Annotated in this window: 16 protein-coding genes; 10 read left to right on the top strand and 6 right to left on the bottom strand. The window is 64.9% G+C overall.

The window, feature by feature from the left end; translation table 11 throughout:
* Positions 1 to 29: 29 nt before the first annotated feature.
* Positions 30 to 1,058: a gentisate 1,2-dioxygenase gene (gtdA, locus tag AC3WOS_RS13855; protein WP_492716581.1), complete on the bottom strand. Its 1,029-nt coding sequence runs from the start codon at positions 1,056 to 1,058 to the stop codon at positions 30 to 32.
* 23 nt (positions 1,059 to 1,081) lie between these two features.
* Entirely contained in the window at positions 1,082 to 2,068 is a 987-nt protein-coding gene (locus tag AC3WOS_RS13850) for a 2Fe-2S iron-sulfur cluster-binding protein (protein WP_492716580.1), read from the bottom strand.
* A gap of 116 nt (positions 2,069 to 2,184) precedes the next feature.
* Between AC3WOS_RS13850 and AC3WOS_RS13845 the strand changes: the two genes are divergently transcribed.
* The 5 genes from AC3WOS_RS13845 (at position 2,185) to AC3WOS_RS13825 (ending at position 5,973) form a co-directional block, all read left to right on the top strand.
* On the top strand, positions 2,185 to 3,108 hold the full coding sequence (locus AC3WOS_RS13845; RefSeq protein WP_492716653.1) for a LysR family transcriptional regulator: 924 nt from the start codon (positions 2,185 to 2,187) through the stop codon (positions 3,106 to 3,108).
* Complete coding sequence (locus AC3WOS_RS13840) at positions 3,108 to 3,377, top strand: hypothetical protein (protein ID WP_492716579.1); 270 nt, start codon at positions 3,108 to 3,110, stop codon at positions 3,375 to 3,377. Before AC3WOS_RS13845 ends, AC3WOS_RS13840 begins: the two co-directional genes overlap by 1 nt.
* Positions 3,378 to 3,543: 166 nt before the next feature.
* Positions 3,544 to 3,834, top strand: coding sequence for a co-chaperone GroES (groES, locus tag AC3WOS_RS13835; RefSeq protein ID WP_026637491.1), 291 nt, complete (start codon positions 3,544 to 3,546; stop codon positions 3,832 to 3,834).
* A 45-nt stretch (positions 3,835 to 3,879) separates the two neighbouring features.
* On the top strand, positions 3,880 to 5,526 hold the full coding sequence (gene groL, locus AC3WOS_RS13830; protein ID WP_492716578.1) for a chaperonin GroEL: 1,647 nt from the start codon (positions 3,880 to 3,882) through the stop codon (positions 5,524 to 5,526).
* A 210-nt stretch (positions 5,527 to 5,736) separates the two neighbouring features.
* Entirely contained in the window at positions 5,737 to 5,973 is a 237-nt protein-coding gene (locus AC3WOS_RS13825; protein ID WP_492716577.1) for a hypothetical protein, read from the top strand.
* 13 nt (positions 5,974 to 5,986) lie between these two features.
* Here AC3WOS_RS13825 and AC3WOS_RS13820 read toward each other — a convergent pair whose 3' ends face one another.
* Complete coding sequence (locus tag AC3WOS_RS13820) at positions 5,987 to 6,463, bottom strand: MarR family winged helix-turn-helix transcriptional regulator (protein ID WP_492716576.1); 477 nt, start codon at positions 6,461 to 6,463, stop codon at positions 5,987 to 5,989.
* 157 nt (positions 6,464 to 6,620) lie between these two features.
* On the opposite strand from AC3WOS_RS13820, the gene AC3WOS_RS13815 reads away from it, so the two are divergent.
* From AC3WOS_RS13815 to AC3WOS_RS13800, 4 genes are all read left to right on the top strand, one after another.
* On the top strand, positions 6,621 to 7,670 hold the full coding sequence (locus AC3WOS_RS13815) for an alpha/beta fold hydrolase (RefSeq protein WP_492716575.1): 1,050 nt from the start codon (positions 6,621 to 6,623) through the stop codon (positions 7,668 to 7,670).
* A 66-nt stretch (positions 7,671 to 7,736) separates the two neighbouring features.
* Positions 7,737 to 8,549: an alpha/beta fold hydrolase gene (locus AC3WOS_RS13810; protein ID WP_492716574.1), complete on the top strand. Its 813-nt coding sequence runs from the start codon at positions 7,737 to 7,739 to the stop codon at positions 8,547 to 8,549.
* Positions 8,550 to 8,697: 148 nt separating this feature from the next.
* The gene (locus tag AC3WOS_RS13805; RefSeq protein WP_492716573.1) at positions 8,698 to 9,816 is read left to right on the top strand and encodes a thioredoxin family protein; all 1,119 of its coding nucleotides are present in this window, start codon (positions 8,698 to 8,700) and stop codon (positions 9,814 to 9,816) included.
* Positions 9,817 to 9,911: 95 nt separating this feature from the next.
* The gene (locus AC3WOS_RS13800; RefSeq protein WP_492716572.1) at positions 9,912 to 10,727 is read left to right on the top strand and encodes a class I SAM-dependent methyltransferase; all 816 of its coding nucleotides are present in this window, start codon (positions 9,912 to 9,914) and stop codon (positions 10,725 to 10,727) included.
* Between the two features lie 157 nt (positions 10,728 to 10,884).
* Here AC3WOS_RS13800 and AC3WOS_RS13795 read toward each other — a convergent pair whose 3' ends face one another.
* A complete protein-coding gene (locus AC3WOS_RS13795; protein WP_492716571.1) occupies positions 10,885 to 11,070 on the bottom strand; it encodes a hypothetical protein in 186 nt (61 codons plus the stop codon).
* Here AC3WOS_RS13795 and AC3WOS_RS13790 point away from each other — a divergent pair.
* Positions 11,048 to 11,407 carry a hypothetical protein gene (locus AC3WOS_RS13790; RefSeq protein WP_492716570.1) on the top strand — a complete coding sequence of 120 codons (360 nt, stop codon included), beginning with the start codon at positions 11,048 to 11,050 and terminating at the stop codon, positions 11,405 to 11,407. The genes AC3WOS_RS13795 and AC3WOS_RS13790 overlap by 23 nt on opposite strands.
* Before the next feature lie 130 nt (positions 11,408 to 11,537).
* Here the strand turns inward: AC3WOS_RS13790 and AC3WOS_RS13785 are convergent, their stop codons facing one another.
* Positions 11,538 to 12,767: an MFS transporter gene (locus AC3WOS_RS13785; RefSeq protein ID WP_492716569.1), complete on the bottom strand. Its 1,230-nt coding sequence runs from the start codon at positions 12,765 to 12,767 to the stop codon at positions 11,538 to 11,540.
* A 47-nt stretch (positions 12,768 to 12,814) separates the two neighbouring features.
* Positions 12,815 to 13,342, bottom strand: a complete 528-nt coding sequence (locus tag AC3WOS_RS13780) for a PadR family transcriptional regulator (RefSeq protein WP_492716568.1) — start codon at positions 13,340 to 13,342, stop codon at positions 12,815 to 12,817.
* Positions 13,343 to 13,459 lie beyond the last annotated feature (117 nt).

The following is a 13,459-nucleotide window of genomic DNA, read 5'->3' as shown; positions in this document are numbered from 1 at the left end:
GGTCTCCAGATTTTGTGGGGAAGGTGGAATCAGCGCGCCAGCTTTTCTTCGCGCCACAGGCCCAGCACTTGCTGGATGGGGCGGTCCGAGAAGCTGAACAGGATGGTGTTGCCGCCGGCGCGCAGGCGCAGCGTTTGCCAGGACGGCACCACGAAGACGTCGTTGAGCGCGAAGTCGAACGGCACGCCGCCGATATCGGCGCTGCCTTCGCCTTCCAGGCAGACGTAGATCGTGCTGTCGGTGCAGCGATACGGCAGCGTTTCGAAGCCGGCCGGCAGGCGCTGGGCGAAGGCGCCGATGGTCGGCATCGGCGAGGCGCCGGTGGCCGGGTTCACGTAGCGCAGCTTGTGGCCGAAGTGGACGTCGATGGCGCCGCGCGCTATGCCAAGCAGGGACTCGCGCGTTTTCGCGAACGGATAGACGAACACCTTGGTCGGCTGCGCCGCCGTCTGCGTAAAATCGACCGGCAGCATGTTGTTGCCGTAGCGGGCTAGCGCATCGCCTTCCGGCCGCGATGCTTGCTGCACCGCTTGCGCGCCATGCTCGGCAAAGCCGGCGTCGAAGAAACGCACGGTCGGGATGTCCAGCCCGTCCAGCCACACCACCGGTTCCTCGCCCAGGTTGCCGTGGTCGTGCCAGGTCCAGGACGGGGTGATGATGAAATCGCCGCGCCGCATGGTGGTGCGTTCGCCGTCGACGGCGGTGTAGGCGCCCTCGCCGTCGAGCACCAGCCGCAGCGCGGACTGGCTATGGCGGTGGGCCGGCGCCACCTCGCCCGGCATGATCAGCTGCAGGCCGGCGTATAGCGACTGCGTGATCGACGAGTTACCGCGCAAGGCTGGATTTTCCAGGATCAGCACGCGGCGCTCCGCTTCGGCGGCGGTGATCAGGCGGCCCGCTTCCATCACGTGCTGGCGCACGTCGGCGTAGCGCCACAGTGCTGCCTGCAGCGGCGATGCGGGTTGCCTGGGCACCAGCGCGCCCAGCACCTCCCACAAAGGGGTCATGCAGTGCAGGTCGATGCGCCGGTAGAAATCCTGGCGGGCAGTGTCGGTCATGTCTTGTCTCCGGTTGATGGTGTTCAGATGCCGCTGGCGTAGAAAGCGTCCGCATAAACGTGCTCGGGCAGCACCCCTTTTTTCTTGGCCAGCATGGCCGCCGCCTCCACCATGGGCGGCGCGCCGCACAGATAGGCGCGCCAGCCGGCCAGGCTGGCCCAGTCGTGGTTGAAGGCGTCGGTCACCAGGCCGCTGCGCCATTGCGGCTCGTGCGCGCCGGTGCTGACGATGATGTGCAGATGCAGGTTGGCGTGACGCTCGCGCAGCTGTTCCAGCCATCGCAGGCCGTAGATATCGCGCTCGGTGCGCACGCCGAAGTACAGGTGTATGGGCTGGCTCATGCCATCGGCCAGCGCGGCGCGCACGATGGACAGCACCGGCGCCAGCCCGGTGCCGCCGGCCACGCACAGCATCGGCCCCTGGTGCTTGCGGCGCAGGTAGGCGGTGCCCAGCGGGCCGCTGACGCGCACCGGGTCGCCCACCGCCAGCGTGGTCTCGACGTGGCCGGTCACGCGGCCGGCCGGCACCAGGCGCAGGTGGAATTCAAGCTCCTCGCCGCCGGGGGCGTTGGCCATCGAATACGGGCGCGCCAGACCGGGACCGAACTGCAGCGTGGCGTACTGGCCGGGCGAAAACGCCAGCGGCTTGGCTGGCTTCAGGCGCAGACGGCGGATGTCGTGGGTCATCGGTTCGATGGCCAGCACGGTGGCCTTGATGATGCGCGCCGGGTGAATCACCACTTCATCGGGCTCCGGCACTTCGAGCACGCAATTGCTACTCACGCTGCTCATGCAGGCCAGCACGTAGCCCTCGTCGTCCGGGTGGGTGATCTTGGCTTCGCGGCCCGCTTCCAGCACTTCGCCCTGCAGCACCTTGCAGCGGCAGGTGCCGCAACGGCCGGCGGCGCAGCTGTAGGAGATGGGTATCTGGTGCTCGCGCAGCGCCGTCAGCAAATTGGTACCGGCCTCCACGTGCAGGGTGCGCCCCAGCGGTTGCACGACTAGTTCCATGACTCCCGTCCCCATCTGTTGTATTGATTGATGGGCAAAGTATAGAAAGCGGAGTAATATAAATAAATAGCATCTCGCGAATGCATCAAATCACTGCCAGCAATACTACTCAAGCCATGGAACTGAAAGACGTCGATCTCAATCTGCTGCTCGTGTTTAAGCAATTACTCGCCGAACGGCGGGTCTCGAAGGTGGCAGAGGCGCTGGGCATGACGCAACCGGGCGTCAGCAACGCGCTCAAGCGCCTGCGCCTGTTATTGGGGGACGAGGTGTTCGTGCGCACCGCGCGCGGCATGGAGCCCACGCCGTACGCGCTGCAGTTGGCCGAGCCTGTCGGCTATGCGCTGTCGACCATCCACGATGCGCTGAATGAGGTCTCGCACTTCGACCCGGCCAGCAGCAAGCGCAGGTTCACGCTTGGCATGACCGATATCGGCGAGGTCTACTTCCTGCCGCGCCTGATGCAGGTGCTGCGCCAGCATGCGCCCGGGGTGACGGTCAGCACGGTGCGCAATACGGCGGTCAACCTGCAGGATGAAATGGAAGCGGGCCACGTGGACCTGGCGATCGGCTTGCTGCCGCAGCTGAAGTCCGGCTATTTCCAACGGCGCCTGTTCCACCAGCGCTATGTGTGCATGTTCCGCAAGGGGCACCCGCTCGACAACAAGGTGCTGACGGTGGAGGACTTCCGCGACGCGGACCACGTCACGGTGGTCTCCACCGGCACCGGCCACGCCATCGCCGACCAGGCCATCGAACGGCACGGCATCAAGCGCAACATCGGCCTGACCGTGCCCCACTTTGTCGCGGTCGGCCACATCCTGTCCAACAGCACGATGATCGCCACTGTGCCGGAACGCTACGCGATGGCGTGCGTGGAGCCGTTCGGCTTACGCTATGTGGCGCATCCGTTGTCACTGCCCGAGATTAATATCAACGTGTTCTGGCACGCCAAGTACAACAAGGACCCTGCCAACAAATGGCTGCGCGGCCTGATCTTCGATCACTTCGCCGATGGACGGGAAAGCCGGGGCGCTTGATGCCGGCCCCGGGGCCGGCGGCCCGCCGCCAAGGCCGGCACAGGTGCATCGCGCTGGCCGGCGCGTCGGCCGGTATTTCTCCCGAGCACTGGCACCGCCGGTTCGACCGTTTTTACCTGGCCGACCAGGCCCGGCAGCGCCGCGTGCCGGGCGTGGGGCCGGCATTGTCGCTGGCGCGCGACATCGCCAAGGCCCACGGCGGCACCTTGGCCTTGATCGGGCCTGGCCCGGGCCAGGTGTGCTTGCGCCTCCCCCTGCCGGCCGCCTGAGCCGGCCCGCGTCGATAGTTTGACAAGTTTGTCTTGAAATAGCCCAACACCGTCCCTATAATTGGCACTCGTTAGCGAGGAGTGCTAACAACGATTTCCCGCTGTTGCAACGATAAAAACAGCCTTTGTGACTCATTTAGCAACAATCCATTGATAGGAGTTTTGTATGAACCTTCGCCCCTTGAACGATCGCGTCATCGTCAAACGCCTGGACCAGGAAACCAAAACGGCGTCCGGCCTGATCATCCCTGATGCGGCTGCAGAAAAGCCGGATCAAGGCGAAGTGCTCGCCGTCGGCAACGGCAAGATTCTCGAAGACGGCAAAGTGCGTCCGCTGGACGTCAAAGTAGGCGACCGCGTCCTGTTCGGCAAATACGCCGGCCAGACCGTCAAGATCGACGGCCAGGAACTGATGGTCATGCGCGAAGAAGACATCATGGCGATCGTCACCAAGTAATTGGTCCGCGTCCCTACTTAATCCACGAAATTCAGGAGAAACAACATGGCAGCTAAAGAAGTAATCTTCGGCGACGCAGCGCGCGCCAAAATGGTTGAAGGCGTCAACATCCTCGCCAATGCAGTCAAAGTCACCCTGGGCCCGAAAGGCCGCAACGTGGTGCTGGAGCGCTCGTTCGGCGCCCCTACCGTGACCAAGGACGGCGTATCCGTTGCCAAGGAAATCGAACTGAAAGACAAGCTGCAGAACATGGGCGCGCAAATGGTCAAGGAAGTTGCTTCCCGCACCAGCGACAACGCCGGCGACGGCACCACCACCGCGACCGTGCTGGCCCAGGCCATCGTGCGCGAAGGCATGAAGTTCGTGGCCGCCGGCATGAACCCGATGGACCTGAAGCGCGGCATCGACAAGGCCGTTGCCGCCACCGTCGAGCAGATCGCCGTCATCGCCCGTCCATGCACCACCACCAAGGAAATCGCCCAGGTTGGCGCGATCTCGGCCAACTCCGACTACTCGATCGGCGAGCGCATCGCTGAAGCGATGGAAAAAGTGGGCAAGGAAGGCGTCATCACCGTGGAAGACGGCAAGTCGCTGAACGACGAGCTGGACATCGTGGAAGGTATGCAGTTCGACCGCGGCTACCTGTCGCCATACTTCATCAACAACCAGGAAAAGCAAGTCGCCATCCTGGAAAACCCGTTCGTGCTGCTGTGCGACAAGAAGATCTCCAACATCCGTGACCTGCTGCCGGTACTGGAACAAGTCGCTAAAGCCGGCCGTCCACTGCTGATCATCGCTGAAGACATCGAAGGCGAAGCACTGGCGACCCTGGTGGTCAACAACATCCGCGGCATCCTGAAGACCTGCGCCGTCAAGGCCCCAGGCTTCGGCGACCGTCGCAAGGCCATGCTGGAAGACATCGCCATCCTGACCGGCGGCCAGGTCGTGGCTGAAGAAGTCGGCCTGACGCTGGAAAAAATCTCGCTGGCCGAACTGGGCCAGGCCAAGCGCATCGAAGTGGGCAAGGAAAACACCATCGTCATCGACGGCGCTGGCGAAGCTGCCGGCATCGAAGGCCGCGTCAAGCAGATCCGCGTGCAGATCGAAGAAGCGACCTCGGACTACGACCGTGAGAAGCTGCAAGAGCGCGTGGCCAAGCTGGCCGGCGGTGTTGCCGTGATCAAGGTTGGCGCTGCCACCGAAGTCGAGATGAAAGAGAAGAAAGCCCGCGTGGAAGACGCCCTGCACGCTACCCGCGCTGCCGTGGAAGAAGGCATTGTGCCAGGCGGCGGCGTAGCCCTGCTGCGTGCCCGCGCTGCCCTGAACGTCAAAGGCGACAACCCGGACCAGGAAGCGGGCATCAAGATCGTGCTGCGCGCCATGGAAGAGCCACTGCGCATGATCGTGCAGAACGCCGGCGAAGAAGCTTCGGTGGTCGTGGCAGCCGTTCTGGCTGGCAAGGGCAACTACGGCTACAACGCTGCCAACGGCACCTATGGCGACATGGTCGAAATGGGCGTGCTGGATCCAGCCAAGGTCACCCGCTCGGCACTGCAGAACGCAGCGTCGATCGCCGGCCTGATGTTGACCACCGACTGCATGGTCGCTGAAGTTGCCGAAGACAAGCCAGCCGGCGGCATGGGCGGCATGGGTGGTATGGGCGGCATGGGCGGCATGGACGGCATGATGTAATTGCTAGCCCCCGGCTTGCCGGGGGCGCCGCAGCCCGCTGCACAAGAGGCCAGCTTCTCCGGAAGCTGGCCTTTTCTTTTGTGCGGCCGGAATAGGCCGAGCCGGTTCAGGGTTGAACTGACAACAACGGCCAGATGGGGTAGAGTCGTCCTGGCGCCGCTGCCGGCCGCCGACGGACCGGTACACCATTTCCCCACTTGGAGCAGGACGATGCCTACCAAAAACGTTGATGGCTATGAAGTCGAGTTCACGGGCGAATTGCTGGAGGGTACAGGGTTGTGGGGCGCGTACGTGTCGATCTATGCCCCGTCCAATAACCCCATGCATTTGAACAACATCTATCCCAAGCGGCGCGTCTCGGCCGACCTGAAACTGGCGGACCAGCACGCCGCCGAGGCGGAGGCGGAGCGGGCCGCGTCCGCGATCCTGGACGAACTACGGGCGTAGCGCGGCACGCCGCTCACGCGGCATCATCGTTCCGGCCGGCCGCGCTCATCAGGTTGGTGCGCAAGTTGACGATGGCTTTTTGCAGCACGCGGAATTCCTCCGGCGCCAGGCCGGACGCCTTGGCCGTCACTTCGCGGAATGCGAAGGCCCTTTCCCGCAGTTCCCGTCCCGTGGTGGTGAGCGAGACGCGCACGCTGCGCTCGTCCTCGCTGTCGCGCTCGCGGCGCACGTAGCCCATCGCTTCCAGGCGCTTCAACATGGGCGTCATCGTACTCGGTTCCAGAAACAGCTTTTCGCTCAGGCCCTTGACGGTCTGGCTGTCCTCTTCCCACAGGCAGACGATGGTGACGTATTGCGGATAGGTCAGGCCCAGCTGCTCCAGCACAGGCTTGTAGACGCGCGAATAGGCCAGGTTGGTCGAATAGACGGCAAAGCACATGAAGTCGCCGAGCCTGGCGATTTCCTTGCTGGCCTCAGTTTTATTGCTCATTCGGCATCCCCTACAAATTTATTTATCACGATAATGATTATCGTACTTGAACGCAACCAAAAACTCATCTACACTTCGCTTCATAATGATTATCGCAATAAGTAAATACTTGCTTGCAACCGCCGGACAACCACCCCACCACCACTGGAGAAAGTTCATGCACCAATACCTCAGCAACCATCGCCGCCGCGTCCTTGCCGCCGCCACCTTCGCCCTGGCCGGGGCGCAGTGGGCACTGCCGGGAGCTGCGCTGGCCCAATCGGCAAGCACCGCGCCGATGGCAACCGCGACGGCGAGCGCGGAACCGGCCGGCTTCCGGGCCATCCGCCAGATCGACGCCGGCGTGCTCAACGTGGGCTATGTGGACGCAGGCCCGGCCGAGGGCCCGGCCGTCATCCTGCTGCACGGCTGGCCGTACGACATCCACAGCTACATCGATGTGGTGCCCATGCTGACCAAGGCCGGCTACCGCGTGATCGTGCCGCACCTGCGCGGCTACGGCACGACCCGCTTCCTCGACGCCAAGGCCGTGCGCAACGGCGAGCCGGCGGCGCTGGCCGCCGACGTGGTGGCGCTGATGGATGCGCTGAAGATAGACCGCGCCATCCTCGCCGGTTACGACTGGGGCGCCCGTACCGCCGACATCGTGGCTGCCCTGTGGCCGCAACGGGTCAAGGGCCTGGTGTCCGTCAGCGGCTATCTGATCGGCAGCCAGCAAGCGGGCCAGCAAGCCTTGCCGCCGGGCGCCGAGCTGCAATGGTGGTATCAGTTCTATTTCGCCACCGAACGGGGCCGCGCCGGTTACGAGAAGTACCACCACGATTTCGCCAAGCTGATCTGGAAAACCGCGTCGCCCCAGTGGCGCTTCGACGATGCCACGTTCGAGCGCAGCGCGGCGGCCCTGGACAATCCGGACCATGTCGCCATCACCATCCACAACTATCGCTGGCGCCTCGGCCTGGCCGATGGCGAAGCCCAATACGCGGCGCTGGAAGCGCGGCTGGCCGGCTTCCCATCCATCACCGTGCCGACCATCACCATGGAAGGCGACGCCAACGGCGCGCCCCACCCCGAGCCGGCCGCGTATGCCCAGCGTTTCACGGGCAAGTACCGGCATGAACTCATCAGCGGCGGGACCGGCCACAACCTGCCGCAGGAAGCGCCGCGCGCCTTTGCCAACGCCGTGATCGCTGTCGATCACCTGTGAGCACCAACATCGCAATAAGTACCAGCCTCGCCTGAGGCAGCCAACCCAACCGAAAAGGAAACCAACATGCACGCCAAGAAACTGCTGGCCGCCATCGCCGCCACTCTGTCGTTTGTCACCGCCCTGCCGCCGGCGCTGGCAGCAGTGCCCATCACCGCGCTCCAGGGCACGGCCGCCAAGCCGACCATAGTGCTGATCCATGGCGCCTTCGCCGACTCGAGCAGCTGGGACGGGGTGGCGAAGTCGCTCATGGCCAAGGGCTATCCGGTGCTCAGCGTTGCCAATCCACTGCGCGGCATAGCAAACGACGCGCAATATGCCGCCAGCGTCATCGGCGCCATCAAGGGTCCGCTGGTTCTGGTCGGTCACTCCTACGGCGGCATGGTCATCTCCAAGGCTGCCGAGGGCAACCCCGATGTGAAGGCATTGGTCTACGTGGCCGCCTTCGCGCCCGAACAGGGGGAAACGGTGGCTGGCCTGGCAGGCAAATTCCCCGGCGGGACGCTGGGCGAGGCGCTGGCCGATCCCGTCGTGTTAGCCGATGGCGGCAAGGATCTGTACATCCGCCAGGACAAATTCGCCCAGCAATTCGCGGCCGATGTGGCGCCGCGACAGGCTGCGCTGATGGCGGCAGGCCAGCGTCCGGTGTCGGTCGCCACGCTCAACGAAGTGTCGGACGGTACTGCGTGGAAGCAGCTGCCATCCTATTTCGTGTACGGCACGGCGGACAGGAACATCCCCGTCGAAGCCTTGCGCTTCATGGCCAAGCGCGCCCACGCAAAGGATGTGGTCGAATTGCAAGGCGCATCGCATGTGCTCATGGTCTCCCGGCCCGACGCCGTGGCCAGTGTCATCGAGGAAGCGGCCGGCAACAGGTAATTCGTCCGTCACGCCACGCCTCCTTTTGCCTGCGCCTGCTGCGGTTGCGGGCGGCCAGGCAAAGCGGGAAAGGCTGAAAGGCCAGTCCCGTCACGGCCCCGCTATCGCAAGCCATCGTTGTTACCCGTTTCAATGGAAGGGAATTGTTATGCTGCGTTTTGTCACCAGCCTGTTGCGCGGGCACTGGCGTCGCTGGTACGCCTGGGGCGCGCTTGTTTCGCTCGGCCTTGGCGTTGCCGTGTCCACTAACCTGTCGGCCGCCGTGGCCGGCGACAAGCCATGGACAGCGCATGACGGCGCGCTGCCGGTGCTGGGCAACCTGCCCTCGCTCGGCGGCGCGTCGGCGTGGCTGAATTCGCCGCCGCTCGATGTCGCACAGCTGCGCGGCAAGGTGGTGCTGGTCGATTTCTGGACCTATTCCTGCATTAACTGCATCCGCACCCTGCCCCACGTGCGCGCCTGGGCCGAGAAGTACCGCGACCAGGGGCTGGTCGTGGTCGGCGTGCACACGCCGGAATTCGACTTCGAAAAGGACACGGCGAATATCAGCAAGGCGATCGCCCGTTTCAAGCTCGATTATCCGATCGCGGTCGACAGCGAACACCGGATCTGGAACGCCTTCCGCAACAATGGCTGGCCGGTGTTCTACTTCGCCGATGCGCAGGGCCGGGTGCGGGCGCGCCTGGTGGGCGAAGGCAACTACGACAAGGCGGAGACGATCATCCAGTCGCTGCTGGCCGAAGCCGGCAAGCCAGCTGCCACGGGCGCGCCGGCGACGCTCCAGGCCGGCGCCGAACAGGCGGCTCCCGATATCGCCCACCTGCGCTCCGGCGAAACCTATGTCGGCTACGAACAGGCGTCCAACTTCGCCTCGCGCGGCGGCTTGAAGCGGGACGTGGCATCTGACTACGCCAGCGATGTGGCGCATGTGAACGAATGGGCGCTGGCGGGCAACTGGACCGTCGGCGCGGAACATGCGCGCCTGAATCTGGCGGGCGGCGGTATTGCCTATCGTTTCAATGCGCGCGATCTGCATCTGGTCCTGGCGCCGCGCGCGGATGGCGGGCCGGTGCGTTTTCAAGTCAGGATTGACGGCCATGCACCGGGTGCGGATCACGGTTCCGATACCGATGCGCAAGGCAACGGCATCGTCACCGCAGCGCGCCTGTACCAGCTGGTGCGCCAGTCCGCCAAGGTGAGGGAATGTAGGTTTGAAATCCGCTTTCTCGATGCGGGCGTGGGTGCCTTTGCCTTTACTTTTGGCTGACGGCGGCACTTCCCCTTTGCGTCGCCACAAAGGCGCCGCGCCGACGCGCCCGTATAGTGGACCACTGCGGCATATGGGCGCCGCACGGAGGAACCATGGGAAACTTCGATGCGGAACGGCCTGCCGTCGCCTGCCAGCACAAGCAGCTGGCGTTCGATGCGCAGGCGCGCAAGATGGGCCTGCGGCCGCACGACCTGTGGGTGGGCGGCTATGTCGATTACGAATGGGACCATTTGCGGCTGGTGCTCGATCATCTGCCGCTGCGGCTGGAAGGCTTGCCCATGCTGGAGTTCGGCTGCAATGTGGGGGCCTCGGCCATCCTGTTCGCCTACCTGGGGGCGCGGGTGTGCGCCATCGATATCGCGGCCGACTGGGTGGCGCTGGCGCAGCTGAACGCGCAGCGCTACGGCATGGACGGCATCGATTTCGTGCACGTGCCCGATTCCTGCCGGCTGCCGTTCGCGGACGGGCAGTTCCAGCTGATCGCCTGCAACAGCGTGCTCGAATATGTGGCCGCCGGCCAGCAGGGCGCCGTGCAGCGCGAGCTGGACCGGGTGCTGGCGCCCGGCGGCGCCATCCTGCTGACGGGCACCAGCAATCGTCTGTGGCCACGCGAAGCGCACACGGGGCGCTGGCTGGTCAACTACCTGCCACGCGCGTGGGACCGGCTGTGGGGCAAGCCGTTGCAGCGCGGGGTGTGGCCGTGGACGGCGCGCCATGGTTTCGGCCCCCACTACCGCAACCTCGATACGGCCGATCCGGCCAACTACTTCGCCCGTTCGCGGCGCAGCATGGGTACGCCGCGACGCCTGCTGGGCCCTCTGCTGTGGACGGCCGCCACGCTGGGCGTGGGGCCGGGCTTGCTGGCCAAGCACATTTCCTGCCTGCTGGTGAAACAGCCACCGGCCTGAGCGCGGCGCATTGCCCAAGGGCAGGCTTTGGATTAGTATGGCCGCTTTCCACCACCACGCCACGCCGCTCCCTGCCCATGGTCTTACGCGCCCTGCCCTCCCGCCGTTCCGCTGTTGTCGCCGCCCTCGCGGGTGCGCTGGCCGCAGGCGTGGGCGCTTACTGGCTGTTGCCGGCCGAGGCGGGCACGCCGCCGGAGCAGGCGGCATCGGCTTCGGCTTCGGCTTCGACTTCGACTTCGACTTCGGCATCGGCATCGGCATCGGCATCGGCATCGGCATCGGCAGCATCGGCTGTGCCGGCGGCAAGCAGTGCCAGTACTGTGCCGGCATCATCCGCCGCCACGCAACACGCCCGCAGCAAGGAACAGGCCGCCGCCGCGCTGATGGCGCTGCCGGAACTGCAAGCCTGGTCGGCTTTATTGGCAAAGCAATCGGGCGGCAAGACGCATGGCGCGTTGATCGAATACGATCCCACGCTGCGCACCGTGCGCGGCAAGACCTATTGGCAATTCAGCTTTGTGGAAAACAGCCCGGAGGCGGCCATGCGCTGGGAAAGCTTTCTGCTGTCGACCAGCGACGATGAAATCCTGGTCGAAGACCTGGCCAGCGACGAGCTGCTGAGCCTGGAGCAGTGGCGCAAGCAAAAGCAGCCCGCCAAGCGCAGCAGCATCGACGGCTGACGCACGCCAGCCCGGCCGCCAGGCAGCGCCAACGGCTTGCCTGCGCCGGCCCAGCCGCCAAGTGTGGCTGATGGCGCACCCTGTCGACCTTACGACATTGCGGACGACCGCATCCGCGCTGGCCGTCCCGTCAAACGGCCGGGCGCGCGCTCGCCTGACCGGCGCTACTCACCTGCCCTATCCACGTCACCGTCAGCAGCGTGATGCCGGCCGCGATCCAGCCGTTGATGCCGTAGCCGGCGATGTGGCCGGCACTATCCGTCTGCAAGGTCAACCCGCCCAGCAACGCGCCCAGGCCGCTGCCCAGCTGCTGCAAGGCCGCGTTGACGCTGAGGAAGGCGCCGCGGCTGGCCGGTTCCGGTATCGTCGTCATCAGCGCCTGCAAGGGGATGTTGCGGCCCGAAACGGACATCATGAAGAACGGGAAGAACGCCATCACGGCCAGCAGCGGCAGCTGCGGCATGTGCGTCATGAACAGGAAGCACAGCACGGAGAACAGCGCCACATAGCGGTACACCTGCTGCTTGCCGGCCCGGTCCGACCACACGCCGATCAGGCGCGCGCTGAACAGCGTGGCGCAGCCGCCGGCCAGGTAGACGTAGGTGATCTGCGCCGGCTGTATGCCAAGGTTACCCACCAGCATGGGCGAGATGAAGGGAATGATCAGCATGCCCGCCATCATGTTCAGCACGGACAGCAGGAAGGCCCGCAAATGGCGCGGCACGCGGAACAGGCCGACGAGGTTGGGCAGCACGTCGGCCAGCGGCACCTTGTGGCCAAGATGGCCCCGCAGCGCCGGCAGCACGGCCCAGCCGGCCAGCCACACTAGCAGCGACAGCACCACCAGCAGGTAGAACGGCGAAGCCCAGCCGAAATGGGCCGCCAGCATGATGCCGGTGGGGACGCCGGCCACGGCCGCCAGGCTGAACGAGGTCATCACGATGCCCATGGCCGCGCCACGCCGCTGGGGCGGGATCAGGTCGCCGATGATGGCCTGGCCGATCGCGCCCAGCACGCCGCCCGTGAGGCCGGCGAAGGCGCGCGACCACACCAGGGTGGCAAAGTCCGGCGCCAGCGCGCACGCCAGATTGGACAGCGTGAACAGCAGGAACACCGTCAACAGCAGGCGCTTGCGGTCGAAGCGATCGATATAGGTGGCCGCCAGCAAGCCTGACAGCCCGGCGCACCAGGCATAGGCTGACACGGCGCCCGACACGGCCGCCGGCGAGATGGCAAAGGCCCGCATCAACTGGGGCGCCAGCGGCATCATCACCATGTAGTCCATGATGACGGTAAATTGCGTGAGGGCGAGCAGCCACAGCACGATGCGCTCACGCGCGGGAGTCAAGGTGGTTGGCACTTGTTATTGTCCTTGGAAAGTGATGGGCGCAAAAATGGACGGGCAAATCAGTCCAGCGCCTCGATGTCGGCAATGGCGCGGCGCAGGATGGCGCGCACCTGCTCCAGCCGCGCCGGCTCCGGATGGCCGTCACGGGCGCGCAGATGCACCAGGTTGCGCAGTTCGTGCATCAGGTTGCGGATATCGCCGCGCGCATCGCACGGCTCGCCCATGCGGGCAAGGATAGCATCAACGAACTGGCGGTGCTCGGCCAGGAAGGCTTCGCCTTCGGGCGTGATGGTGTGCAGCTTCTTGTTGCCATCGGCCACAGCCGACACATGGCCCATATCGAGCAGCATGGACAGCAACGGATAGATGGCGCCGGGGCTGGGCGTGTAGCCGCCGCCGGAGCGCTGCTCGAGCTCCTTGATGATTTCGTAGCCATGGCGGGGCTTTTCGGCGATCAGTTGCAATACGACATAGCGCATCGCGCCGGCGTCGAACATCTTCGGCCCGCGCCCGTGGCCCCGCCCGCCGCCATGGTGGCCGTGCATGAGGGAATGGAAGCGATGGGCGCCGTGCAGGAATCGGAACATGGGGAAACTCCTTAAGATATATCGGAATAAGATATATCGTAAACGTATTCCGGCAGAGTTCAAGCACAAATTTGTAACAGCAAAAAAAATGGGGACGTACCCCGATTTGCGAATTAG

This window comes from Rugamonas sp. FW305-51 (assembly GCF_058786935.1).
This window is presented reverse-complemented; position numbering and strand designations above follow the sequence as displayed.